The organism is Corynebacterium coyleae, assembly GCF_030408635.1.
GTDB lineage: Bacteria > Actinomycetota > Actinomycetes > Mycobacteriales > Mycobacteriaceae > Corynebacterium > Corynebacterium coyleae.
Map to the genome: position 1 here is coordinate 1,101,821 of NZ_CP047198.1, position 23,632 is coordinate 1,125,452.

Annotated in this window: 22 protein-coding genes; 17 read left to right on the plus strand and 5 right to left on the minus strand. The window is 63.2% G+C overall.

Going from position 1 to position 23,632, the window contains the following annotated elements; genetic code table 11:
* Positions 1-4 precede the first annotated feature (4 nt).
* From atpA to CCOY_RS05455, 10 genes are all read left to right on the plus strand, one after another.
* Positions 5-1,669, plus strand: a complete 1,665-nt coding sequence (atpA, locus tag CCOY_RS05410) for a F0F1 ATP synthase subunit alpha (RefSeq protein WP_070421846.1) — start codon at positions 5-7, stop codon at positions 1,667-1,669.
* 47 nt (positions 1,670-1,716) lie between these two features.
* On the plus strand, positions 1,717-2,685 hold the full coding sequence (locus CCOY_RS05415; RefSeq protein WP_070421847.1) for a F0F1 ATP synthase subunit gamma: 969 nt from the start codon (positions 1,717-1,719) through the stop codon (positions 2,683-2,685).
* A 3-nt stretch (positions 2,686-2,688) separates the two neighbouring features.
* Positions 2,689-4,206: a F0F1 ATP synthase subunit beta gene (atpD, locus tag CCOY_RS05420; RefSeq protein WP_224212800.1), complete on the plus strand. Its 1,518-nt coding sequence runs from the start codon at positions 2,689-2,691 to the stop codon at positions 4,204-4,206.
* 8 nt (positions 4,207-4,214) lie between these two features.
* Entirely contained in the window at positions 4,215-4,583 is a 369-nt protein-coding gene (locus CCOY_RS05425) for a F0F1 ATP synthase subunit epsilon (RefSeq protein ID WP_070569891.1), read from the plus strand.
* Between the two features lie 164 nt (positions 4,584-4,747).
* Positions 4,748-5,209, plus strand: a complete 462-nt coding sequence (locus CCOY_RS05430; RefSeq protein ID WP_070615298.1) for a DUF2550 domain-containing protein — start codon at positions 4,748-4,750, stop codon at positions 5,207-5,209.
* A 31-nt stretch (positions 5,210-5,240) separates the two neighbouring features.
* Positions 5,241-5,933 carry an endonuclease NucS gene (nucS, locus tag CCOY_RS05435; protein ID WP_092102297.1) on the plus strand — a complete coding sequence of 231 codons (693 nt, stop codon included), beginning with the start codon at positions 5,241-5,243 and terminating at the stop codon, positions 5,931-5,933.
* Positions 5,934-6,221 (plus strand): Rv1322 family protein, encoded by a 288-nt coding sequence (locus CCOY_RS05440; protein WP_092102299.1) that lies wholly within the window; start codon positions 5,934-5,936, stop codon positions 6,219-6,221. It abuts the gene before it with no gap.
* Positions 6,222-6,242: 21 nt separating this feature from the next.
* Positions 6,243-6,545: an MTH1187 family thiamine-binding protein gene (locus CCOY_RS05445; protein ID WP_092102302.1), complete on the plus strand. Its 303-nt coding sequence runs from the start codon at positions 6,243-6,245 to the stop codon at positions 6,543-6,545.
* Between the two features lies 1 nt (position 6,546).
* Positions 6,547-7,371 (plus strand): tetratricopeptide repeat protein, encoded by an 825-nt coding sequence (locus CCOY_RS05450; protein WP_092102305.1) that lies wholly within the window; start codon positions 6,547-6,549, stop codon positions 7,369-7,371.
* A 77-nt stretch (positions 7,372-7,448) separates the two neighbouring features.
* Positions 7,449-8,507, plus strand: coding sequence for an HNH endonuclease signature motif containing protein (locus CCOY_RS05455; protein WP_092102307.1), 1,059 nt, complete (start codon positions 7,449-7,451; stop codon positions 8,505-8,507).
* Here CCOY_RS05455 and glgB read toward each other — a convergent pair.
* Positions 8,504-10,681, minus strand: coding sequence for a 1,4-alpha-glucan branching protein GlgB (gene glgB / locus CCOY_RS05460; RefSeq protein WP_208856593.1), 2,178 nt, complete (start codon positions 10,679-10,681; stop codon positions 8,504-8,506). The genes CCOY_RS05455 and glgB overlap by 4 nt on opposite strands.
* 8 nt (positions 10,682-10,689) lie before the next feature.
* Positions 10,690-12,711, minus strand: coding sequence for a maltotransferase domain-containing protein (locus CCOY_RS05465; RefSeq protein ID WP_092102310.1), 2,022 nt, complete (start codon positions 12,709-12,711; stop codon positions 10,690-10,692).
* A gap of 139 nt (positions 12,712-12,850) precedes the next feature.
* Here CCOY_RS05465 and CCOY_RS05470 point away from each other — a divergent pair, with 139 nt between their 5' ends.
* Genes CCOY_RS05470 through CCOY_RS05490 form a run of 5 tightly spaced genes read left to right on the plus strand, consistent with a single transcriptional unit; the run spans position 12,851 to position 17,893 of the window.
* A complete protein-coding gene (locus CCOY_RS05470; RefSeq protein ID WP_371440414.1) occupies positions 12,851-13,645 on the plus strand; it encodes an ABC transporter ATP-binding protein in 795 nt (264 codons plus the stop codon).
* 18 nt (positions 13,646-13,663) lie between these two features.
* A complete protein-coding gene (locus tag CCOY_RS05475; protein WP_092102313.1) occupies positions 13,664-14,539 on the plus strand; it encodes an NUDIX hydrolase in 876 nt (291 codons plus the stop codon).
* Complete coding sequence (locus CCOY_RS05480; RefSeq protein ID WP_092102316.1) at positions 14,529-15,668, plus strand: THUMP-like domain-containing protein; 1,140 nt, start codon at positions 14,529-14,531, stop codon at positions 15,666-15,668. The genes CCOY_RS05475 and CCOY_RS05480 overlap by 11 nt, the downstream gene beginning before the upstream one ends.
* A 10-nt stretch (positions 15,669-15,678) precedes the next feature.
* Complete coding sequence (locus CCOY_RS05485) at positions 15,679-16,788, plus strand: cysteine desulfurase family protein (protein ID WP_092102318.1); 1,110 nt, start codon at positions 15,679-15,681, stop codon at positions 16,786-16,788.
* A gap of 58 nt (positions 16,789-16,846) precedes the next feature.
* Positions 16,847-17,893 (plus strand): glycoside hydrolase family 25 protein, encoded by a 1,047-nt coding sequence (locus CCOY_RS05490; RefSeq protein WP_092102321.1) that lies wholly within the window; start codon positions 16,847-16,849, stop codon positions 17,891-17,893.
* Here CCOY_RS05490 and CCOY_RS05495 read toward each other — a convergent pair.
* Complete coding sequence (locus tag CCOY_RS05495) at positions 17,890-18,504, minus strand: esterase/lipase family protein (protein WP_092102323.1); 615 nt, start codon at positions 18,502-18,504, stop codon at positions 17,890-17,892. The genes CCOY_RS05490 and CCOY_RS05495 overlap by 4 nt on opposite strands.
* A 20-nt stretch (positions 18,505-18,524) precedes the next feature.
* Here CCOY_RS05495 and CCOY_RS05500 point away from each other — a divergent pair, with 20 nt between their 5' ends.
* Both CCOY_RS05500 and CCOY_RS05505 read left to right on the plus strand, forming a co-directional pair.
* On the plus strand, positions 18,525-19,742 hold the full coding sequence (locus CCOY_RS05500; protein ID WP_092102326.1) for an alpha/beta hydrolase: 1,218 nt from the start codon (positions 18,525-18,527) through the stop codon (positions 19,740-19,742).
* Positions 19,739-22,123, plus strand: a complete 2,385-nt coding sequence (locus CCOY_RS05505; protein ID WP_092102329.1) for a bifunctional lysylphosphatidylglycerol flippase/synthetase MprF — start codon at positions 19,739-19,741, stop codon at positions 22,121-22,123. The genes CCOY_RS05500 and CCOY_RS05505 overlap by 4 nt, the downstream gene beginning before the upstream one ends.
* On the opposite strand, the gene CCOY_RS05510 is transcribed toward CCOY_RS05505, so the two are convergent.
* Together CCOY_RS05510 and CCOY_RS05515 are read right to left on the minus strand one after the other, a co-directional pair.
* The gene (locus CCOY_RS05510; protein WP_092102332.1) at positions 22,065-22,859 is read right to left on the minus strand and encodes a spermidine synthase; all 795 of its coding nucleotides are present in this window, start codon (positions 22,857-22,859) and stop codon (positions 22,065-22,067) included. The genes CCOY_RS05505 and CCOY_RS05510 overlap by 59 nt on opposite strands.
* Before the next feature lie 22 nt (positions 22,860-22,881).
* Positions 22,882-23,631, minus strand: coding sequence for an ABC transporter permease (locus CCOY_RS05515; RefSeq protein ID WP_092102335.1), 750 nt, complete (start codon positions 23,629-23,631; stop codon positions 22,882-22,884).
* Between the last annotated feature and the right edge of the window lies 1 nt (position 23,632).

The following is a 23,632-nucleotide window of genomic DNA, read 5'->3' on the forward strand; positions in this document are numbered from 1 at the left end:
CAATATGCTGGATAAAACTACCGAGAGCAGGAAGAACATGGCGGAGCTGACGATCTCCTCCGATGAGATCCGTAGCGCGATAGCGAACTACACCTCGAGCTACTCTGCGGAGGCCTCCCGTGAGGAGGTCGGCGTGGTGACTTCGGCCGCAGACGGTATTGCCCAGGTTTCTGGGCTGCCGGGCTGCATGACGAACGAGCTGCTCGAGTTCCCCAACGGCGTCATCGGCGTCGCCCAGAACCTTGAGACCGATTCCATCGGTGTCGTGGTGCTGGGTAACTTCGAGACCCTTTCCGAGGGCGACGAAGTCAAGCGGACCGGCGAGGTCCTCTCCATCCCGGTCGGCGAGAACTTCCTCGGCCGCGTGATTAACCCCCTGGGTCAGCCGATTGACGGCCTTGGCCCAATCGAATCCGACGAAGAGCGTGCACTGGAACTCCAGGCCGCAGGCGTTCTCGACCGCCAGCCGGTCGAAGAGCCGCTGCAGACGGGCATGAAGGCGATTGACGCCATGACCCCGATCGGCCGCGGCCAGCGCCAGCTCGTCATTGGTGACCGCAAGACCGGTAAGACCGCGGTCTGCATCGACACCATTTTGAACCAGAAGGAGTTCTGGGAGACCGGCGACCCGTCGAAGCAGGTGCGCTGCATCTACGTCGCCGTCGGCCAGAAGGGCTCCACCATCGCTGGCGTTCGCCAGACGCTGGAGGAGGCCGGTGCGCTGGAGTACACCACGATCGTGGCTGCTCCGGCATCCGACTCCGCAGGCTTTAAGTGGCTCGCACCGTTCTCCGGTGCAGCACTGGGCCAGCACTGGATGTACCAGGGCAAGCACGTCCTGGTGATCTACGATGACCTGACCAAGCAGGCAGAGGCATACCGTGCCATTTCGCTGCTGCTTCGCCGCCCGCCGGGCCGCGAGGCATACCCGGGCGATGTGTTCTACCTGCACTCCCGCCTGCTGGAGCGTGCCGCAAAGCTTAACGACGAGCTCGGCGCAGGCTCCCTGACCGCACTGCCGATCATCGAGACCAAGGCGAACGACGTCGGTGCCTTCATTCCGACCAACGTCATCTCGATTACCGACGGCCAGGTCTTCCTCCAGTCCGATCTCTTCAACCAGGGCGTGCGCCCGGCTATTGACGTGGGTATCTCCGTGTCCCGTGTCGGTGGCGCCGCACAGACCAAGGGCATGAAGAAGGTTGCCGGTAACCTGCGTCTGGACCTCGCGGCATACCGTGACCTCGAGGCCTTCGCTGCGTTCGCTTCCGACCTCGACGCCGCTTCCAAGAAGCAGCTCGAGCGCGGCCAGCGCCTGGTCGAGCTGCTCAAGCAGTCCGAGCACGCGCCGCAGCCGGTGGAGTTCCAGATCATCTCGATCTGGGCTGCCAACGAAGGCGTCTTCGACGTCGTTCCCGTTGAGGACGTCCGCCGCTACGAGACCGAGCTGCACGAGGCCATCAAGGCCAATGCACCGCAGGTCTATGACCAGATCGCTGGTGGCAAGCAGCTTGACGACGACTCGCAGGCCGCAATCCGCCGCGTCAACGAGGACCTGGCACGTAACTTCCAGGCATCCTCCGGCGAGCGCATTGTCCGCGAGGCCGAGCACGAGCCGCTCGACTCCGGCCAGGTTGCGAAGAACCAGCTCAACGTCAGCCGCTCCTAGTGCCAGTCGGTTCTAGGACTACTACATAAAGGAAGGGAGGAAACACCATGGCAACGCTTCGCGAATTGCGTGACCGCATCAGGTCCGTCAACTCCACGAAGAAAATTACAAAGGCCCAGGAACTGATCGCCACCGCGCAGATCACCAAGGCCCAGCAGCGCGTCGAGGCGGCTAAGCCGTACGCCGACGAGCTCAAAGACGTCATGGAACGCCTCGCGTCCGCGAGCTCCCTGGCCCACCCCATGCTCCACGAGCGTGAGAACGGCCGGGTCGCGGCAATCCTCGTGGTCACCTCTGACCGCGGTATGGCCGGCGGCTACAACCACAACGTGCTGAAGAAGGCTGCGCAGCTTGAGCGCATGCTGACCGAGGCAGGTTACGAGGTGGTTCGTTACGTCACCGGTAATAAGGGCGTGACGCACTTCAAGTTCCGTGACATGGATGTCGCGGGATCATGGACCGGATTCTCGCAGCAGCCGTCTTGGGAGGACACGCACGACGTGCGCCACCAGATCATCGACGGCTACATGGCTGGCTCCGAAGCCACCGTCCCGCTTCGCCAGAACGGCGAAACGGGCGAGTCTGTCCGCGGGTTCGATGTTGTCCACGTTGTCTACACCGAGTTCGTATCTATGCTTTCCCAGGAGGCACGCGTCGATCAGCTTCTGCCGATCGAGCCGGTCCTGGAAGAGTTCAAATACGAACAGGAAGACATGCTGACTAACTCTGGTGAAGTCAGCCCGGACATGAACTTCGAGCCGGACCCGGACACGCTCATGGATGAGCTGCTGCCGGTCTACGTTTCCAGGTTGCTCTACTCGATCTTCCTGGAAGCAGCGGCCGCCGAGTCGGCATCGCGCCGCACGGCAATGAAGAATGCGACCGATAACGCCACCGAACTGGCCAACGATTTGTCTCGCGAGGCAAACCAGGTCCGTCAGGCGAAGATCACCCAGGAAATCACCGAGATTATCGGCGGCGCTGGTGCGCTGTCCGGTAGTGGAGAAAGTGACTAAATCATGACTACTGCTCACTCTTTTGATGAGCGCAACGACGATCTGGCGGGTGCGGCGCTTCCTGAGGCCGACACCCAGACCGCAGATCGGGTCGAGAACACTCAGAACCCGCGCGGTTCTGAGAACGGCCGTGTCGTGCGCGTCATTGGTGCAGTCGTCGACGTGGAGTTCCCGCGTGGCGAGCTGCCCGCTCTGTACAACGCTCTCGAGGTCGACATTGACCTCGGCGAGATGTCCCGCACCATCGTGCTCGAGGTCGCCCAGTTCCTGGGTGACAACCTCGTCCGCACGATCGCCATGGCCCCGACGGACGGCCTCGTCCGTGGCGCCAAGGTGTCGGACTCCGGCAACCCGATTTCTGTCCCGGTCGGCGACCAGGTCAAGGGCCACGTGTTCAACGCACTCGGCCAGTGCCTGGACGACCCGTCGGTCGGTCAGACCGGTGAGCGCTGGGGCATCCACCGCGAGCCGCCGGCCTTCAAGGACCTCGAAGGTAAGACCGAGATCCTCGAAACCGGTATTAAGGTCATCGACCTGCTCACCCCGTACGTTAAGGGTGGCAAGATCGGCCTGTTCGGTGGTGCAGGTGTTGGTAAGACCGTTCTGATCCAGGAGATGATTACGCGTATTGCACGCGAGTTCTCCGGTACTTCGGTCTTCGCCGGCGTCGGCGAGCGCACCCGTGAGGGCACCGACCTGTTCCTCGAGATGGAGGACATGGGCGTGCTTCCGGATACCGCGCTTGTCTTCGGCCAGATGGATGAGCCGCCAGGGGTCCGTATGCGCGTGGCCCTGTCCGGCCTGACCATGGCGGAGTACTTCCGCGATGTGCAGAACCAGGACGTGCTGCTGTTCATCGACAACATCTTCCGCTTCACCCAGGCAGGTTCCGAGGTATCGACCCTTCTGGGCCGTATGCCTTCCGCCGTGGGTTACCAGCCGACTCTTGCCGACGAGATGGGTGTGCTCCAGGAGCGCATTACCTCGACCAAGGGCCGTTCGATTACGTCGCTGCAGGCTGTTTACGTGCCGGCTGACGACTACACCGACCCGGCTCCGGCAACAACCTTCGCCCACCTCGATGCGACCACCGAACTTTCCCGTTCGATCGCTTCGAAGGGCATCTACCCGGCAGTGGATCCGCTGACCTCCACGTCGCGCATCCTTGAGCCGGGCATCGTTGGCGAGCGTCACTACAACGTCGCTCAGAAGGTGATCGGCATTCTGCAGAAGAACAAGGAACTGCAGGACATCATCGCCATCCTCGGTATGGACGAGCTCTCTGAGGAAGACAAGATCACCGTGCAGCGCGCACGTAAGATCCAGCGCTTCCTGGGCCAGAACTTCTTCGTCGCAAAGAAGTTCACTGGCGACGAGGGTTCCTACGTCCCGCTCGAAGAGACGATCGACGCATTCGACAAGCTCTGCGAGGGCGAGTTCGACCACTACCCAGAGCAGGCATTCAACGGCCTGGGTGGCTTGGACGACGTCGAGGCTGCATACAAGAAGCTGCAGGCGTAGGAGGAACCATGGCTGAACTTACCGCTCAACTGGTCTCGGTTGACCGCCTGCTCTGGAAAGGTCCGGCAAGCATCGTCACCGCTCAGACTACGGAGGGTGAGATCGGTATCCTTCCTGGGCACGAGCCGCTCTTGGGGCAGCTCAAGGACAACGGTGTGGTAACCATCCGCCCGATCGGCGGCGAGCGTATCGTCGCGGCCGTACAGGGTGGGTTCCTCTCCGTTGTCGGCGACAAGGTGACAGTCCTCGCGGACTACGCCATCTTCGCCGACGAGGTTGACTCCGCCGTCGCAGAGTCCAACCTCGACAACGAGGACAGGGTCGTACAGGCTCGCTCGGAGGCGGAGCTGGCGGCCGTTCGTCGCAACGCGCACTAGTCGCTGCGCCGAGGAAGGCGTAACGCCGGCCTGACCAGCGCCCCCATCCGGATACACATCCGGATGGGGGCGTTTTTCTATGCCCCCACTCGCGCAGCGTGCGCATAAAAGACACAAAGGGCGTTAAGATATTGCGCATTACCCGCTGTCTGGAGGTTGAAACAATGGTGTTCGTCGTTGTCGTGGCTGTGCTTGTGGTGGCCACGTTTGCGGCGTCTGCCATTTGGCGGTTCAGCATGGTCCGCGGTAGCGGTTCCCGTGCGATGATCCGCCAGATGCCGGCTGAAGGCATCCATGGCTGGCGCCATGGTGTCTTGAGGTACGACGGGGAGCGCATGCTGTTTTACAAGCTGCGCTCTTTGTCGTTTACGCACGATATGGTCGCGGACCGACGCCTCCTGCAATTCACAGGCTTGCGGGACGTGACGGCAGATGAGCGCCAGTTTATGCCCGATATTGCGAAGATTCTGCAGGTCGATTCGCCCGATGGCGGTATCGAATTTGCTGCTGATCGTCGCACGCAGATGGGTTTTATCTCGTGGATTGAATCGGCCCCGGACGTACGCGCCGAGCGCACCGATATGCGCTCACTTGAGGAGCGCGCCCAGCGAGAGACCGAGCGTTAGCGGCGTTCGTCGCAACGGTACCCTTGGGCGCATGCGTCTAGTCATCGCCCGTTGTTCTGTTGATTATGTGGGTCGCCTCGATGCCCACCTGCCTGAAGCGCTGCGTCTCATCCTGGTGAAAGCGGACGGCTCTGTGTCCGTCCACGCCGATGACCGCGCGTATAAGCCGTTGAATTGGATGATGCCGCCGTGCACGCTGCGGGTGGAAAACGTTGTTGATATGGATGGCGAGGATACGGGCGAAGAGCTGTGGATCGTCGAGAATTCGAAGGGCGAGCAACTGCGTATCACCATCGCAGAGGTGCTTCTCGACGAATCCCGCGACCTCGGTGTCGACCCTGGCCTGGTCAAAGATGGCGTGGAGGCTCACTTGCAAGAATTGCTGGCTGAGCACATCTCCACGCTTGGTGAGGGCATTGAACTTGTGCGCCGCGAGTACCCCACAGCAATTGGTCCGGTCGATATTCTGGCCCGCGATCCGCGTGGCGGGACCGTTGCGGTGGAAGTGAAGCGTCGCGGTGGCATCGACGGCGTCGAGCAGCTCACCCGCTACGTCGAGTTGCTCAACCGTGACGAATTGCTGCGACCTGTCCGAGGTGTGTTCGCAGCTCAAGAAATCAAGCCGCAGGCGCGCACACTGGCTTCCGATCGTGGCTTTGACTGCGTAACCCTCGACTACGACGAGCTGCGCGGTATCGAGTCGAACGAACTGCGCCTGTTCTAAATGCCACGCAGAAACCGCCGCCAATACCAGTCGCCACGCTACGTCCTGCCGCGGGACGGGTCGACCTTTATCGGCACCCAGGAGATGGAGGGGCCGAAGTGGACGAATGGCGAGATATTCAAGGTCCGCCAGATTGGGTCTGCAGCCGCGACGAAGTTTTACATCTGCCCGGGTTGTAACCAAAACATTCCGCCCGGGGTGTCGCATGTCGTGGTATGGCCGCGGGATTCCGGCAGGGGAGTCGATGATCGGAGGCATTGGCATAAGCATTGCTGGGGTCGTCGATAAGCGGGCGTTAGACTGGGCCGCATGATTGCAGCGTTTTCGGTCGCACCGACCTTGACGGAAAATTCCAACGCCGAAATGTCCGACATCGTGGCACGCGCCGTGAAGGTCGTCCGGGAGTCCGGGCTGCCGCACGAGACCACCGCCATGTTCACCACCATCGAGGGCGAGTGGGACGAGGTCATGGACGTGATTAAGCGTGCCACCCAGGCGGTGGAGGAGGTTTCTCCACGCGTGTCGCTCGTGGTCAAGGCTGATATTCGGCCCGGCCACACGGACATGTTGCACCAGAAGATCGAGTCGCTGAACAAGCACCTGGAGGATTAGCATGACCAACCCGCAGTTCACCGGCGGCGCTATTGACTTAGGCGCGCTGTCGCAGCAGCCTGAGCCTGGCGACTTTCAGCCGTTTGTCACCGTCAACGCCACCAACGTTGAGGCGGTTGCGTTTGAGCGGTCCAAGCAGATCCCTGTGATCCTCATGGTGGGCACGGACCGTTCTGAAGATTCTGTCGCGCTCAAGGCCACGTTCGAGCGGCTCGCGGCGGGGCAGCAGCAGTTTATGGTCGCCTACATCGACGCGGATGCCACCCCGCAGGTGGCACAGATGCTCGGCGTGCGCGTGCTGCCGACCGTGGTTGCGCTTGCCGCAGGACGCCCAGTGGCCAACTTTGAGGGCAATCAGCCGGCCGACCAGTTGGAGCAGTGGATCGGCCAGATCGTTGCCCAGCTTGGCGGCCAACTCCAGGGGCTTGGTGGCGAGGAGCCTGCGCAGGATCCGCGTCTCGACGACGCCACCGCCGCCCTCAACGCCGGCGACTTCGATCGCGCAACTGCGCTTTACGACGCCATCCTTGCCGACGACCCCACCAACACCGATGTCAAACAAGCCAAAAATACCGTCGCTGTGTTGAAGCGTCTCAACGAACAGGGCAGCGAAGGTGAGCTGGTAGACGAGGTGGAGCAGCAGCTGCTCGCCGCGGATGCGCAGTTTGTAGGCGGGGACCCAGAAGGCGCCTTCGATCAGTTGCTCGGCATGGTGAAAACGGAGCCGCGTGCGAAGGAGCGTCTGCTCGAACTGTTGACGTTGCTTGCTCCCGACGACCCGCGCGTGATTTCGGCGCGCACTAGGCTCGCTAGCTCGCTGTTTTAGAGTTATCCACAGGGGCGAATTCGCAAATTTCACAGGCTCGCAGAGGTGGGTTGCGGGTTTGGTCTAGCGTCTTGGGCATGAATTCGTTCGAGGTGTTAGTGCAGGCGATGTCGGCCGCAGCGTTAGAGACGCTGGCTGACTTCGACCTTGATGTTGCACTCGCCTCGGGCTTCGCTCCGGATCGTGCTCGTGCCTGGGCGCGGCTGCGGGATGTGTACTTCGGGCGCACCAAGTTCACCCGCAAACAAAAGACAGCAAGTTCTTTGGCGCGTGGTTTCTCCCTCGACGAGCTGGCGCTGATCGAGCGCCGCATCGCAGCGGTGAAGGATGCGTCCCAGCGGTGGGCGCTGCGCCTGGCCTTACTTGAGGTCGAAGGTGGTTACCGGGCGATTGAGGCTGCAGCCCGTACGTTGGTGCCGGCGGATAAGACACCGGCGGTGGATGCGGCGAAGTTCGGCCCGTCGCGAAACGGCAAACGCACCCTGCATCTGACCTACGACGAGCGGGAGATCTCCGACATGGAGCACGCCGGGCGGTTAGGGATTGATCAGGATCGTCCGGCTGCGGCGCAGATTGCCGAGAATTTGATTGGGATCTTCTTCGGCGACGGCAAGGTGGCTACTGCAGCGCCTCGTCCGACGGTGTTAGTGCCGCTGCCGGATTACCTACGCATCCTGGATGGCAATGGTGATGATGTGCTCTTGGCCATGACCGATGGCACCACCATGACCGGTGCGGAGTTTCTCGCCGCCCAGTTCGGTGATGCGTTGGAAGTAGCGGCGTTTCACCCGCAGGCCGGTGCGGTGAATCTGTACCGCACGCAGCGTTTGGCGAATCAGAAGCAGCGCGATCTGGCCAAGTTGGTCTCGCCGGTGTGTGCATTCCCTGGGTGTCGTCACGGGGCTGACAACTGCGAGTTACACCACGTGGAGGCGTGGCGGCATGGCGGGGAGACCAATATTGGCAACCTGGCGCCGTTGTGTCGCTATCACAACCGGGTCAATGATGATGACCCGTGGCGTAAGAAACGGGGCCGGATCGTGATGGTGCGGGGTGCCCCGGTATGGATTTCGCCCCGCGGCTACCCGGTGAAAAACACCAACCGCGGGGCAATGGACCAACTCTTCGGCACTTAGCGCCTGAGGGTGTAGTACTGCACGCTCATTGCGGGCAGGTGCAGTTCGATGGACTGGTCGAACCGGTCCCATTCGGTGGCGTCGGTGTGCACGCTGCGTGGCAGGTCGTTGCCGGCACCACCGTAGACGGCGTCGTCGGTGTTGATCAGCATGTCCCATGTGCCTGCTTCGGGTATTCCGAGGCGGTAGTTGGGCAAGGAGACGCCGGAGAGGTTGATCACGGCGAGGACCGGCGTGGCGTCGACGCCCCAGCGGACGTAGGCCAGCACGTTGTTGGAGGCGTCGTCGCCTTTGATCCATTGGAAGCCCATTGGGGTGTTGTCCTGGGAGTACAACGCTGGGGTGTCGCGGTAGACCAGGTTGAGGTCGCGTACGAGGCGTTTGATGCCGGCGTGGTAGTCGCGGTGCAGGTCGTCCCAGTTGATGGAGTGGGCTTCGTCCCATTCGGTGGTTTGGCCCCATTCGCAGCCCATGAACATGAGCGGTTTGCCGGGGTGGGAGTACATGTAGCCGTAAAGGGCGCGTAAGCCCGCGGCTTTGTTCCAGTCGTCGCCAGGCATGCGCTGCCACAGGGAGCCTTTGCCGTGGACGACTTCGTCGTGGCTGAACGGTAGGACGTAGCGTTCGGAGAAGGCGTAGACGAGCGAGAAGGTGATTTCGTTGTGGTGGTGGGAGCGGTGGACGGGGTCGAGTGAGAAGTATTCGAGGGTGTCGTTCATCCAACCCATGTTCCACTTCATGGAGAATCCGAGGCCGTCGGCGTCGGTTTGGGCGGTCACGCCTGGCCATGCGGTGGATTCTTCGGCGATGGTGAGCACGCCGGGGTGTTCGCGGTGGACGGTGGCGTTCATTTCTTGGAGGAATTGGACGGCTTCCCAGTGTTCGCGGCCGCCGTGTTGGTTGGGGAGCCATTCGCCGGGTTCGCGGGAGTAGTCGAGGTAGAGCATGGAGGCGACGGCGTCGACGCGGATGCCGTCGAGGTGGAATTCTTCGAACCAGTACAGGGCGTTGGCGACGAGGAAGTTGCGGACTTCGCGGCGGCCGAAGTTGAACACGTAGGTGCCCCAGTCGCGTTGTTCGCCGCGTCGCCAGTCAGGGTGTTCGTAGAGGGGTGTGCCGTCGAAGCGTGCGAGGGCGAAGTCGTCTTTGGGGAAGTGAGCGGGGACCCAGTCGACGATGACGCCGATGCCGTTGGCGTGCAGTGTGTCGACGAGGCGGCGGAAGTCGTCGGGGCTTCCCCAGCGTGCGGTGGGGGCGTAGTAGCCGGTGACTTGGTATCCCCAGGAGCCGCCGTAGGGATGTTCGGCGACTGGGAGGAATTCGACGTGGGTGTAGCCGTTGTCGACGAGGTAGGGCACGAGTTCGTCGGTAAGTGTGGCGTAGGTGGAGCCTTGTTTCCAGGAGCCGATGTGGCATTCGTAGATGCTCATGGCGGAGTTGGTGGCATCGCGTCCGGCACGGGCGGTGATCCAGTCGTGGTCGCTCCATTCGAATTCGCTTTGCTTTGCGACGACTGACACCGTCTCGGGTGGTGTCAACGTGCGTTTGGCGAGCGGGTCGGCTTTGTCGATGCGTGTGCCTTCGGCGGTGTGGATGGCGAATTTGTAAGCGTCGCCGTCGCCGATGCCGGGGATGAAGATTTCCCAGACGCCGGAGACGCCGAGGCTGCGCATGGGGTACTGGCTGGGGTTCCAGGAGCAGAAGTCGCCGATGACGGCTACGCCGGTGGCGTTGGGTGCCCAGACGGCAAATGAGGTGCCGGTGACGACGCCGAGGGTGGTTTCGTAGGTGCGGACGTTCGCGCCGAGGACGTCCCAGAGACGTTCGTGGCGGCCTTCGTTGATGAGGTGGATGTCAAGGGAGCCGAGGGTGGGTAGGAAGTTGTAGGCGTCGGCGACGATGATGGGGTCGGCGCCGGGGTAGGTGATGCGGTAGCGGTAGTCGGGGGTGTGGGTGTCGTCGAGGGTGGTGGCCCAGATGTCGTCGCCAAGCGGCTGCATGGGTTGGGACGCGTTGTGGATGAGCAGTTCGACGCGTTCGGCACCGATGAAGCGGGTGCGGATGATGGAGCCGTCGCCGTGGGGGTGCCAGCCGTAGATGTCGTGGGGTGCGTTGTGGGTGCAGGCGAGGAGGCGTTGGCGGTCCCCGTCCGGGATGAGCAGGTTGGTGTTCATGGTGGTCCTTAGGGGCGGTAGTCGTGGTCTGAGATCTGACGGTACGCGAGTGCTTCTCGACGATCCGGAGACACCTCGGGCAAACGCACCACGTGGGCGACGTTCTTCTCGGGCGAGAGTTTGATGTAGTTGCCGGTTTCGGCGGTTGTCCACGTGTAGCGCTCGTTGGTGATCTGGTCGTGGACGTCGAAGGTGCCGGGGCTCAGTCCGATGGCGTCGGCGTCGATGTGCAGCAGGCCTTCTTGGGTGCCGGTGGGGTCCAGATTGACGACGACCAACACCGCGTTGCCGGAAATCGCATCGACCTTGGAGTAGGCGATGAGGTTGTCGTTGTCGATGCGGTGGAAGCGGATTTGGCGCAGTTGTTGCAGGGCGGGGTTGTCGCGACGGATCTGGTTGAGCAGCGTCAGGTACGGCTCGAGGGATTTGCCTTGCTTGAGAGCAGCGTCGAAGTCGCGATGGCGCAGTTGGTATTTTTCGCTGTCGTGGTATTCCTCGCTGCCGGCGGCGACGGGGCGGTTTTCGTAGAGTTCGTAGCCGGAGTACACGCCCCACAAAGGGCTCATGGTGGCAGCGAGTGTGGCGCGCAGGGCAAACGCTGCCGGGCCACCGGTCTGCAGGGTGGCGTGCAGGATGTCGGGGGTGTTGACGAAGAGGTTGGGGCGGGAGACGTCGGCGACGTCGACAAGCAGTTGGGCGAAGTCGGTCAACTCCGCCTTGGTCACTTTCCAGGTGAAGTGGGTGTACGACTGGCTAAACCCAGCCTTGGACAGCCCGTACATGCGCGGCGGGCGGGTAAACGCCTCGGCGAGGAAGATGACGTCCGGGTCGGTTTCGTGGACCTTGGAAATGAGCCAGTGCCAGAAGTTCACCGGCTTCGTGTGGGGATTGTCTACGCGGAAGGTGGTCACGCCGAGGTTGACCCAGTACATGAGCACTCGGTAGATCTCGGCGTAGAGGGCCTCGGGCGCGTTGTCGAAGTTCAGCGGGTAGATGTCCTGGTACTTCTTTGGCGGGTTTTCGGCGTAAGCGATGGTGCCGTCGGCGAGCACGGTGAAAAACTCGGGGTGTTCCTTCGCCCACGGATGATCTGGTGCTGCCTGTAGGGCGAAGTCGAGGGCGATCTCCAGACCCAACTCGTTGGCGTGGTCCATCATGTCCAAAAATTCGTCCTCGCCGCCCAGGTTTGGGTCGAAGGCGTCGTGGCCGCCGTATTTAGACCCGATGGCCCACGGGGAGCCGACGTCGCCGTCTTCGGAGGTCAAGGTGTTGTTGCGGCCTTTGCGGTTGACCTCGCCAATCGGGTGGATGGGCGGGAAGTAGACGGTGTCGAACCCCATCGCCGCCACTCGGTCCAATTGCGCCGCGGTGGTGGCCCAGGTGCCGTGGATCGGGTTGCCCTTTTTATCCACACCGCCGGTGGAACGGGGAAACAGTTCGTACCAGGAGTTCACAAGTGCCTCGCGACGCTCCACAAGGATATCGGCGACGGGCCCGCGGGTGACCAATTCACGCAGGGGGTGTTCGGCGAGCACGTCTTGCACCTCCTGGGAACACCCGGGGGTGATGCGTTGGGAAAGGGGCAGGGTGTCGTCGATAAGCGATGCGCGCGCGGAGGCAAGCACCGGGGAGGAATGCTGAGCAATCGCGGCGTCGAACAATTCCACGCCATGCGCAATATCGTTGGACAACTCCGCTAACGACTGGCCGGCGGCGAGCTTCTTTTCCACCGCGTTGCGCCACGTGGCCATGACGTCGCTCCACGCATCCACCCGATAGAGCCACAGACCTTGCTCGTCCGGCACAAACACCGCATGGCAATAATCCGGCCGATAAAACTCGGCGTGCATCGGCACCTCGTACTGCGCACCCGACGGCGCGACAAGTACCAGCGTCGCAGCAATCGCATCGTGGCCCTCGCGCCACACCAACGCGGAAACCGGCACGACCTCACCAACAACCGCCTTCGACGGCAACGTGCGCCCAGAGACCTGGGGGCGGACGTCGTCGATGCCGAAGCGAGCAACCATCATCAAAACCTTCCGAGCGACCATTGATTCACCCGCCAGGGTAGCGCGGGGCAACCACACACGCGGGCCGAAATAGGCCAAGATGGGGGACGTGAATCAGACAGAGGAATTGGTGACAGATCCGGACCTGCTCATCGACATGCGCGACGTGTCCTTCATTCGTGGCGGGCACACGCTCGTCGGCCCTGTCGATTGGCAGGTCGAGCTCGACGAGAGGTGGGTGGTCATCGGGCCGAACGGCGCCGGTAAGACCACCTTGATCCGGATGGCGTCGGCGCAGGAATTCCCATCGGCAGGCCACGTGTTCATTCTCGGCGAGCGCGTCGGCGCGACCGATATGCGCGACCTGCGTGCCGCGATCGGCGTGACGTCCTCCGCGGTGGCGAACCGTGTGCCGGAGGACGAGAAGGTCGGCGACCTCGTGGTCTCCGCTGGTTACGCCATTTTGGGGCGCTGGCGCGAGGACTACGACGAGATGGATTACGACCAGGCCCTCGAAGTGCTTGAGCAGGTTGGCGCGATGCACCTGATCGACCGTCGTTGGGGCACTCTGTCTGACGGTGAGAAGAAGCGCGTGCTCGTTGCGCGTGCCGTGATGACCAACCCGGAGCTGCTCATTCTCGACGAGCCCGCCGCCGGCATGGACTTGGGCGGCCGCGAGGACCTCCTGGCCTACCTGGGGGATCTGGCGATGGACCCGGATGCGCCGGCGATCGTCATGATCACCCACCACCTGGAGGAGATCCCGGACGGGTTTACCCACGCGATGCTGCTGGACGAAGGCGAGATTGTCGCCCAAGGCCTCATCGATGACGTGCTGACGTCCGAGAACGTCTCGCGCGCCTACCACCAGCCGATCGAAGTGACGCGCGCTGACGGGCGTTTCTTCGCACGCCGCGCCCGTTCAGCCCGTAGGGGTGCACACCGGGCATAGACCGCCGGGGTGGGAGCAATGCCGACGGAGAAGAAGCGCAACGAGGCCGTGTTGTCGCACGACGAGGCCGATTCGATTGACCCGAGCGAGAAGAGCGGGTTTTTCGGTGCGCGTTTGTCTGCGACGGTAATTCTGCTGCGTAACAGCGCCGAGGGGATTGAGGTGTGGGTGCAGGAGCGTGTCCTGTCCATGCCGAATTACCCGGGGTTGACGGTGTTTCCGGGCGGCGGGGTGGATTCGCGCGATTTCCCGCCGCGTGCTTGGGATGATGGCGAGTTGTGGCTGGGGCGTTCGGCGATTTCGCTGGCTCGCCAGCTTGGGGTGACCAAGTACAAGGCCCACGCGGTGCTGTTTGCTGCGGTGCGCGAGCTGTTCGAGGAGACTGGCACACTGCTTGCGGTTGACGACGACGGCACGCTTCTCGACGACGCCCGCCCCTTCCACAACCACCGCCTCCTGCTGGAATCGCACGAGTTGTCCCTGACCGACGTGTTGCAGGAGAGCAACCTCAACGTGTGTGCGGACCTGCTCAAGCCGGTGGCGCGCTGGGTGGGGGTGTCCGAAAGCGGCAATTGGTTTGACACGTTTACCTTTGTCGCCGCTAATCCGGAGGGCCAAGAGCCGGATTCGGATACGTGGGAGGCAGACGACGCGAACTGGTTCCCGCCACAGTTGATCCTCGACGGCTGGCGGCATGGATTGGTGCGCCTTGCCCCTTCGACGTGGGCCCAGTTGAACGAATTGCGCCGCTTCGACACTGTCGACGACGTCCTGCACACCGCCGAAGGCGCAAGCCTGGCACCCGTGATCGGCGACCCGGTCGACGACGAGCGTTATGAGGAATTCTTTACGTTCCAACCAGTCGACAGGATCGGAAAACGCTATGACATTTAGCGTCGCAGAGGCACGGTTCCTCGCAGCGAACACTGAGGCCATTGCTGCAGTCGAACCCGAGATCACCCTGACCAAGTCGAGTGTGTTTGCCGACCGTGCCGTATTGGATAAGCACTTTGGCGACTACGCCCGAGCCGTCAGTGCACTCATCGCCGCCCGGCGCGCCGCGGCAGGCAAGTTTCCCGCTGACTGGCTCACTGATGCCGATGCCGCGCAGCAGGCCACCCCGGCGCGCGTGGCGGGGGTACGTGCCACGCGACTCGCCGAGGCGGGGGCGCAGATGGTGCACGATGTGACGTGCTCTGTCGGCTCGGAGGCGCCTGCGTTTCGTCAACGTGGCATCGCGTGGATGGGCAGCGACCTGGATATGTCTCGGCTGATCATGGCGCGGCACAACCTGGGGCAGGAGGCGTGGCTGGCGCAGGCGGATGCGCTCAGGCCGGTGACGTCTGACGGGGTGGTCGTCGCTGATCCCGCGCGCCGCGCCGGAGGACGTCGCATTACCGACCCGGCGCAGTTGCTTCCGCCGCTGCCGGATCTGCTCGACGCGCATGCTGGCCGCGAGATGGCGGTGAAGTGCGCGCCGGGCATTGACTATTCCGGGTGGGACGGGCTGGTCAGTGTGGTGTCTGTCGACGGCGGCGTCAAGGAGGCGTGTTTGTATACGCCGGGGTTGGCGGGAGGGGTTCGTCGAGAGGCAGTGGTGTTGCGCGAGGTGGAGGAGCGTGTCACAGATCTTGACGACGACACCGTGGAGACCACCGCACCACAGCGCTACATCATCGACCCGGACGGGGCAGTGGTGCGCGCGGGGCTGGTGCGCGGGTGGGCAGCGCGTCACGGGCTGAGCATGCTCGATGAGCACATCGCGTATCTGACTGGCGAGCAGATCCCGGCGGGCTACAGTGGTTTTCCGTTTGTGGAGGCGGTGCCGCTGCGCAGCCTGAAGAAGGTGCTCGCCTCGCACGGTGCGGGCAGCGTGGAGATCCTTGTGCGTGGTGTGGATGTCGATCCGGACCAGTTGCGCAAGAAACTCAAGCTGCGCGGCAAGGCGCAGATGGCGGTGGTGATCGCGCGGATTGGGGATCAGGCGGTGGCGCATGTGTGCGGGTCGCGCGTGCACGCCTAACCTTGGGCGCATGGTCTATTTCGATCACGCTGCTACAACTCCGATGCGCCAAAGTGCGATCGACGCGTGGGTGGAACACGCAGGCGCCCTCAACGCGGGAAGCCAACACGCTGCGGGGCGCAAGGCGAATGCCGTGCTTGCCGACGCCCGCGAGCGCATCGCGGGCGCCCTCGGCGCCGACCCTGTCGAGGTGGTGTTTACCGGCTCAGGCACGGAAGCTAACAACATTGGGGTACGCGGGCTGTTTGATGCATCCGAGCTGGATCGGGTGGTTGCTACGCCTATCGAGCACCCCGCCGTCCTCGAAGTAGTCAAGTCTCTCGGCCAGACTGGGGCGGATGTGGAGTGGCTGCCGGTTGGTCGCGACGGGCACGCTAAGGACTTGAGCGCGCTGGATACGCCGGCGGCGGTTGCGACGATGATGTGGGCGAACAACGAAACTGGCGCGATCCAGCCGGTGGGTGAGGCGATCGAGCGCGCCACCGCCGTCGGCACGCCGGTGCACGTCGATGCGGTGCAAGCGGTCGGCCACGTGCCGGTGGATTTTCACGCGCTTGGCGCGACCACGCTTGCGGCCAGCGCTCACAAGTTTGGCGGCCCGCGCGGCACCGGCATTCTGCTAGCGAAACGCTCGCCCGCGCCGAAGCCGGTGATTCTGGGCGGGGGTCAGGAGCGCGGGATCCGCTCCGGCACGGTCGACGTCGCATCGGCCGCCGCCACGGCGGTGGCGCTCGAGGAGGCGATCGCAGAACATACCGAGATTGAGCGCCTGCGGGATGCGCTCATTGAGGGGGTGAGGCAACGTGTGGATGGGGTGGTCGTCGCAACGCAAGAGCCCGCGCTGCCGGGGCACGCGCACTTCATGTTCCCCGGCGCGAACGCGGACGCGTTGATCATGTTGCTGGACGTGCAGGGTATTTCGGTGTCGGCGGGCTCGGCGTGCGCCAGTGGCGTGCTGCGCATGAGCCACGTGCTTGAGGCGATGGGGTACAGCGAGCGTGAGGCGATGGGGGCGTTGCGTGTGACGGTCGGACGTACGAACACTGCGCAGGACGTGGAGGCGTTCCTCAACGCGATCCCGGACGTGGTGGAAAGGGCGCGGGCAGCTGGCGCGCTCTAACCGGCAACGCGCGTGTCGCGTGTGATGTGTGTGATTTGGGTGCACTAGTGTTGCCCGCATGCAGATGTCTCGCCGAATCCGTTCCGCAGCGGCCGCAGCAGCCGCCCTGCTTCTTGCTACGACCGTCACCCCGCTTGGTCAGGCCGACGCTCAGTCGATCCCGGGCGTGGTCTCTGGCGTCGACGTCGCGGGCCATCAGCGTCCGGGCGGTGCTGCCATCGACTGGCGCTCGGTGGGCACGATCGGCGGCCAGGACTTCGCCTTTGTCAAGGCATCTGAGGGGGAGGGCTGGAAGAACGAGTTTTACGACGAAGACGCCAAAGCGGCCGCCGACGCCGGCCTGAAGGTCGGCGCCTACCACTACGCGCGCCCCGCCGAGGACCCTGTTACGCAGGCGCGTTACTTCGCCTCCGTGATCAACCAGGGCCCGGCAACGCAGTTGCCGCCGGTGCTCGACCTTGAGGTCGACGAGGGCCTCGGCCCGGTCCAGCTTGCGGCGTGGACGCAGCGCTTCCTGTCTGAGGTGCAGGCGCAGACGGGCAAAAAGCCGATGATCTACACGTACCGCTACTTCTGGTACGAGCACATGAACGACACCTCTGCGTTCACGTCCTACCCGCTGTGGCTTGCCGCGTACCAGAATCAGCCCCCGGCGCCGGTTGGTGGTTGGGACAAGTTGTCGTTTTGGCAGCGCAGCGACTCCGGCCGTGTCGTCGGCATCAACACCCCGGTGGACATGAACCTGTTTAACGGCACGTCGGGTCAGTTGAACCAGTTCGCCGCGGGCAACTTGAACGCTGCTGGTGGCGTGTTGGAGCGTTTCCAGGCGCCTGATTCCGGCGAGTTGAAGGTGCTTGAGCAGGACAGCACCAAGCTGGTTATCGCGGTTCTTGCGCTGGCTGCCGGTGGTCTTGGTGTGCAGCAGTTCATCGACGCCGCACGTCTGGCGGGCTTCGACCTGACGGATGCGAACAACATCGCACGTCTGGTCCAGCAGCTCGCGGGCCAGGGCGAGCTGCCTATCGACGACCTGCGCACCATGATGGTCGGCAACTACCAGATCGGCGATCTGCTGATCTTGCTGGATAACGCGCTGAAGCACTAACAGCCCAGGGCGCGCATGATCGGCCCTATTTGGGCCGGAAGCCTGTTGTGCGCAACCCCGTGGAGGTGCACCACGCGCCCCAAGCTTGACGACGACGCCGGCACCACCCGGTCCGCATCCGAGACAATCGAGACGACCTCAACGTTCGGGGGAACTACCGGCTGCGTGTCGTGCTCCTCGAGCCCGACGAAAGATTCCCCGATCACCCGGCGCACCAGCCACCTGGGCCACCATCCGCTGTCAGTGCCGCGCCAACACGCGCCGAGACCGACCAACGTGTGGACGCGCTTACGAACCTCCGGCACAGCCAGCGCCCGAAGGCCGACGAGCCCGCCGTAGGAGTGCCCGACGATATCGACGCGTCTGGCCGTTTCGGGCAACGATGTGATGGTGTGGGCGATTTCGGCGGCGCAGTCGTCGAGAAGCAATGTGCCCCTTCGGCCAAAAGCAGGCGCGAGGAGACCAACCCCTCTGCGCTCCAACTCACGTGCAAGTTTGCGGAACGCAAAAGGTTCTCCGAGCGTGCCGTGCAACGCGACAACGACGTGTGGCTGGGAAGATACTGTGGATGGATCCGGAAGGAACCTCGGGATATAGGACGCAAGCGCCATAGGGAGTAAACATACTCACCGTGGAAACACTTCGATCGATCCCGGTGGTTGGCGGCACAGCTGCTGTCGTCATCTACGTCGCGCTGGCGGTATGCGTAATTTTTGTCGCCGTGCTCGTTGGCCGTCGCCGCTTGAGGTGGGCAGTGCTCGGGGCTGCTGCGCTCATGGGCGTTGTGGTATTTGCGCTGACCGTGTGGCCGAAACCGTTCCCCGATAGCATTCCGCTGCGCGTCTACGCGTCGTGGGCGGTGGGCGTCTTCGCAGTAGTTGCGGCGATAGTCGGTCGGCGGCGGCTGCTCTTGGCCGTTGTTGCGGTGCCAGCGGTAGTTTTCGCATTCTTGGGCACCAACTTGCAGTACCAGCAGTACCCAACGCTTGGATCGTTCCACCCCGTGCGCGTGACCGTAGCGATGAGCCTAGAGCAGTTCGAACGCACAGACACCGCCCCACAACTGCACGGCCGGGAAGTAGGAGCCCTTGTCACGGTGCCCGCCCCACCTGAACGGGATGCAGTCGTCTACGTGCCGCCCGCGTATTGGCACGGCGCCACACTACCGGTGCTGGTGCTGATGTCGGGAAGTCCAGGATCCCCAATGGGGTGGTTCACGGACGGGCAGGCGGCAGAAACCGCCGATGCGTACCAGCAGGAGCACGGAGGGGTTTCTCCGATCGTCGTCAGTGTTGATGCGACAGGCTCCGCGACGGGCAACCCCGCATGCGTCGACGGGCCGGACGTTGCCATGCACACCTACCTTTCCAGCGATATTCCTGCGCTATTGAAAGACACGTTCCGCGTCAATCCTGACCAGTCGACGTGGACGATCGGGGGACTGAGTTACGGCGGGACCTGCTCGCTACAAGTCGTGACTAACAGCCCTGAGGCGTACGGGTCGTTTCTGGATTTCTCCGGGGAGCCCGAACCATCCCTTGGCAACCACGACAAGACGGTGAACGAGCTCTTCGGCGGCGATGAAGACGCCTTCAAAGCGATCAACCCCGCCGACCTGCTCGCAAACGCGAAGGGGACCGATACTTACCGCGGCATTGCGGGACGGTTCGTCGCAGGAGAGAGTGACAAGATGGCAAGCACCGCGCTGCCTCACCTGAACGATCTTGCCCGCGCGGCGGGGATGGACACCACCTACACCGAACTACCCGGAGCGCATAGTTACCAAGTGTGGCGGGTAGCGCTGCGCGAAAACTTCGAATTCGTCGCCCACCGGGGAGGACTGAAATGAAACACGTCCCAGTGACGCTGATCCTTGTCGCCTTCATATGGGCGCTGTTTCCGTGGCGGGCGCATCTGGGTTACGACCTTCCCGCCGATGTGCATTTGTGGCACCTGATCACGGCGGGCTTGTCAACGCCAAATGTCGCCCAGGCAATCTATGCCACGCTCGCCGCGGTGTGCTTCGCCGTTCCCGCAGAGCGTGCCTTGGGTTCACGCAGGTTCGTTGTCGCCGCAGCCGCATCGCATGCGCTGGTGTTTCCGTTGGCGTGTGTGCTCGGCGCGATGGTTGAGCAGGCAGGGTTTAACAGGTGGGGCGCCGACTTGGTTAACGAGACTTACCTCACCCCGTTGCCGTGGATGATTGGGCCGCTTGCGTTCGCCTCTGCGTCGATGGGTGTGTTGTGGCGTCGCAGGGTCCGTCTCGTGCTTGTGGCGCTGACCGGCACGCTTGTGTTGTATTCGGGAACGCTGACCTCTGTTGCTGCGTTTACAGCAGTTGTGGTGGGCCTTGTCTGTGGCGTGCTCGCCGGAGCGCGTCAGTTCACGGCGGCGCGACCGACGCTGCGGGAGTCGCGTGTCCTCGTCGCAGTGTTACTCCTTGCTGTATCGGTCGGGCCCGTGCTGACTGCGCTCAACCCTGCGGCGCAGGGTCCTTTTGCGGCGGAAAGCCTCTTGATGTGGGAGCCTGCGGTGGCCGCGCGCGAGGTTCAGGAGCGTTGTGTGGATTCTTCCTCGCTTGCCTGCCGGGAGGCGATGGCCATTAACCAGCAAAGTGGGTTGGGGCCGCTGTTGCTCAATTTGGTGCCGGTGGTGCTTGCGGTGGTGCTTGCGCTTGGGCTGCGTCGCGGCCGGCGGCTGGCGTGGTGGGGTGCGACGGTGTTGTGTGCGGCGTCGTTGGTGGTTGTGGTGGCGCAGGTGCTCGACGTGCGCAGCGACGCGCTGACCACCGTGAACGCCGGTTTGGTGGTGTTGCCGTGGGTGCTCATGCTGGCGGTGTTGATTGCTCAGCGGGCGAAGTTCCGCGTTGGGTCGAACCTGCGTCCGATGCTTGTTCCAGGTATCGCAGTGCTCTTATCGACGACAACCGCGTGGGTGACCGGCGCCCTTATCTTGCGCGACGGATTCATCGGGGATGTCACCCTAAGCAGTGTCGTTGCGGAGCTTCCTGCACGTTTTATGCCCCCTGCAGTGGCCGTGCAGTTGGGACATCAGATTGTGCCGAATGCTCCGGCGGCGTGGGTGCTCTCCGAATGGGTTGGCGTGGTGTTCTGGGGTGCGTTGCTGTGGATGCTGTTTCGTGTGCTTTCTTCAGCGCCGTCTGCACCGATGCAGGAGGAGCGCGAGAGGGCACGGCGCATGCTCGAATCCGGGACAGGTGATCATCTTGCGTGGATGGGGCTGTGGGATGGCAACCGTTACTTTTTCGCAGGCGACAGCGGATACGTCGCGTACCGTGTGTCGCACAATGTTGCCGTGACGGTGGGTTCGCCTGTCGTGGCTGAGGGGGCGGACGAGACGACAGTCGCCGACGCATTTGAGCATTTCGCTGCGGATCAAGGGTGGCGCGTGGCGTGGTATTCGGTGCCGGAGACGTTCCACCGGCCTGGCTTCCGGACGGTCCACGTCGCAGAAGAATCGTTGTTGCACACCGATAATCTCGAGTTCAAGGGCAAGAAGTTTCAAAACATCCGCACCGCGCGCAACAGGGCGGCTAAGGAAGGCGTTCGCCCGGTATGGACGACCTGGCGCGAGTGCACGCTTGAGATGCGCGAGCGCATTGCCGCGCTGTCGGAGCAGTGGGTGGCAGACAAGGCGTTGCCGGAGATGGGGTTTACGCTCGGCGGGCTCGATGAACTTGACGACGACGCCACCAAACTGCTCCTCGCCGTTGATGAAGAAGGTCGCCTCCACGGTGTGACGAGCTGGCTGCCGGTGTACGAGCACGGCAAGCTTGCGGGCTATACGCTCGACTTCATGCGCCGCGACGCCGAGGGATTCAGGCCGGTGATCGAATTCCTGCTTGCCGAGGCGGCCGTCATCGCCGGGAGCGAGGGGCTCGAGTGGGTGTCGCTTTCGGGGGCGCCGCTTGCACGCACGGATGCGCCAACCTCGTTCTTGGAGATCGTGCTGGATAAGACCGGAGCGCAGATCGAGCCGCTGTACGGGTTTCGCTCGCTGGCTGCGTCGAAGCACAAGTTCCACCCGACGCACACCAGTTGGAATTTGGCGTACGACGACGAGATGGCGCTCGCGTCGATTGGTTTGGCCGTGGTGGACTGCTATCTGCCCGATATGAAGGCGACCGACATGGTGGCGGTGGTGAAGGAGTTTATGGCTCGTCGTGGCGTGGGGTCGTCGCAAAGCGGCGCGCCCACCCAAGCCCTTTGAACTGCGCTGGCACCCCGCCTTTGAGCAGCTCGCGGGTGAGCACGTCGCCGGCTTCGATCGGGTGGTTGGCGCCGATGAGCACGATGTTGCCGTAGCGGCGCCCCTTGAACATCGGCGGGTCGGCGATCGCCGCAACGTGCGGGAATACTTCCAGCATGCCGGCGAGTTCCTCTTTCGCCTCCTTCAGGTCGGCGTGGGAGCCGCAGTTGGCGAGGTAGAAGCCGCGATCACTTATCGACGACTGCACCGCCGCATAGAACTCCACCGTCGTCAGATTCCGCGGCGTGGTGGCCGACGAGAACACGTCTCGGATGATCACGTCGCGGGTGGCAGGCTTGAACGAGTCGGTGACGTCGCGGGCGTCTCCGACGCGGATCTTCACGGCTGGGGCGCGCGGGATGTCGAAAAGCTCGCGGGCGAGCACCGCCAACTCGGAATCGATCTCCACCACCGTGTTGCGCGAGCCCTTCCACGCGCTGGCAAAGTAGCGCGCCAGCGTGCAAGCGCCGCCGCCCAGGTGCGTCAGCCGCGACTTCGGCTTCGCCTCGTCGGGGTAGTGGGTATCCAAAAAGTCCGCCATCCAGCGCATGTACTCAAAGTCGAGGCGCTGCGGATCACCCGGCACGATATGGGAACTGGGCACCCCGTTGACCAGCAACACCATCGACCCGTCGGGCTCGTGGAGCACCTCTGCGACACCGGTATCGATTTCATAAAACTCACTTTTGGCGGCCATGGCTGGTGAGCGTACCCGGTGCCTAGATCCGCGCGTCGGTGCGCCGTAGGTAGGCCACAGCAGCCGCCCAGCCAGCCACGGTCAACGCCGTGGAGGCGGCGAGAACGCCTGTAACGGTGCCAGTGCCGAGCGCTCCAGCAGCAGCGACGGCGGAACTGCCCAGCCACAGCGTGTGCGACAACAACGCAGGCGCCACGATGAACCGCACGCCAGGCACCCCAGCCGCGAGTGCGCCAAACGATACGAGACTTACCACCACCGCAATGCCGATGGGTGCTGCAAAACTACGGATGACCATAGACAGCAGTGACTGCCATGACGCCACCGCAACGGCTGGTGCCAGGGCCAATAATGCTGCGACGAGGAGCTCGCCTGGCACTGCACCGGGAATCCCCAACGCCCAACCGACGAACAACGTGAGGGCGATGAGAACAGCGTGCATCGCTGCGACAGTAACCGCGATCGCGGCGATTTTCGACGCCACCAGGTTGCTCACCGAACGCGTCGAGGTGAGCATGGTGAGCCAGTTGTGCCCGCGGTGCTCGACACGCCAGGCGGCTGCGGCGAGGATCGCGATGCCAGCAGTGCAGAACAGCAACCCATAAAACAGCATGACTTGCGAGAAGTAGCTGCCCCAACCGGCGGTCAGGGTGCCGGTGTTCGCGGCGTAGTTGCCGGCGCCGATCGCGACGGCAACTACGGGGACGAGGAACGCGACCGCCCAGACGTGGGAGCGTCGAAACTTGAGCAGGTCGTTAAGGATTAGGTCCATG

Bases quoted from the DNA above. Each gene is read 5' to 3' on its own strand.
- atpA (WP_070421846.1), top strand. From the start codon at position 5: ATGCTGGATAAAACTACCGAGAGCAGGAAGAACATGGCGGAGCTGACG.
- CCOY_RS05415 (WP_070421847.1), top strand. From the start codon at position 1,717: ATGGCAACGCTTCGCGAATTGCGTGACCGCATCAGGTCCGTCAACTCC.
- atpD (WP_224212800.1), top strand. From the start codon at position 2,689: ATGACTACTGCTCACTCTTTTGATGAGCGCAACGACGATCTGGCGGGT.
- CCOY_RS05425 (WP_070569891.1), top strand. From the start codon at position 4,215: ATGGCTGAACTTACCGCTCAACTGGTCTCGGTTGACCGCCTGCTCTGG.
- CCOY_RS05430 (WP_070615298.1), top strand. From the start codon at position 4,748: ATGGTGTTCGTCGTTGTCGTGGCTGTGCTTGTGGTGGCCACGTTTGCG.
- nucS (WP_092102297.1), top strand. From the start codon at position 5,241: ATGCGTCTAGTCATCGCCCGTTGTTCTGTTGATTATGTGGGTCGCCTC.
- CCOY_RS05440 (WP_092102299.1), top strand. From the start codon at position 5,934: ATGCCACGCAGAAACCGCCGCCAATACCAGTCGCCACGCTACGTCCTG.
- CCOY_RS05445 (WP_092102302.1), top strand. From the start codon at position 6,243: ATGATTGCAGCGTTTTCGGTCGCACCGACCTTGACGGAAAATTCCAAC.
- CCOY_RS05450 (WP_092102305.1), top strand. From the start codon at position 6,547: ATGACCAACCCGCAGTTCACCGGCGGCGCTATTGACTTAGGCGCGCTG.
- CCOY_RS05455 (WP_092102307.1), top strand. From the start codon at position 7,449: ATGAATTCGTTCGAGGTGTTAGTGCAGGCGATGTCGGCCGCAGCGTTA.
- glgB (WP_208856593.1), bottom strand. From the start codon at position 10,681: ATGAACACCAACCTGCTCATCCCGGACGGGGACCGCCAACGCCTCCTC.
- CCOY_RS05465 (WP_092102310.1), bottom strand. From the start codon at position 12,711: ATGGTTGCTCGCTTCGGCATCGACGACGTCCGCCCCCAGGTCTCTGGG.
- CCOY_RS05470 (WP_371440414.1), top strand. From the start codon at position 12,851: ATGCGCGACGTGTCCTTCATTCGTGGCGGGCACACGCTCGTCGGCCCT.
- CCOY_RS05475 (WP_092102313.1), top strand. From the start codon at position 13,664: ATGCCGACGGAGAAGAAGCGCAACGAGGCCGTGTTGTCGCACGACGAG.
- CCOY_RS05480 (WP_092102316.1), top strand. From the start codon at position 14,529: ATGACATTTAGCGTCGCAGAGGCACGGTTCCTCGCAGCGAACACTGAG.
- CCOY_RS05485 (WP_092102318.1), top strand. From the start codon at position 15,679: ATGGTCTATTTCGATCACGCTGCTACAACTCCGATGCGCCAAAGTGCG.
- CCOY_RS05490 (WP_092102321.1), top strand. From the start codon at position 16,847: ATGCAGATGTCTCGCCGAATCCGTTCCGCAGCGGCCGCAGCAGCCGCC.
- CCOY_RS05495 (WP_092102323.1), bottom strand. From the start codon at position 18,504: ATGGCGCTTGCGTCCTATATCCCGAGGTTCCTTCCGGATCCATCCACA.
- CCOY_RS05505 (WP_092102329.1), top strand. From the start codon at position 19,739: ATGAAACACGTCCCAGTGACGCTGATCCTTGTCGCCTTCATATGGGCG.
- CCOY_RS05510 (WP_092102332.1), bottom strand. From the start codon at position 22,859: ATGGCCGCCAAAAGTGAGTTTTATGAAATCGATACCGGTGTCGCAGAG.
- CCOY_RS05515 (WP_092102335.1), bottom strand. From the start codon at position 23,631: ATGGACCTAATCCTTAACGACCTGCTCAAGTTTCGACGCTCCCACGTC.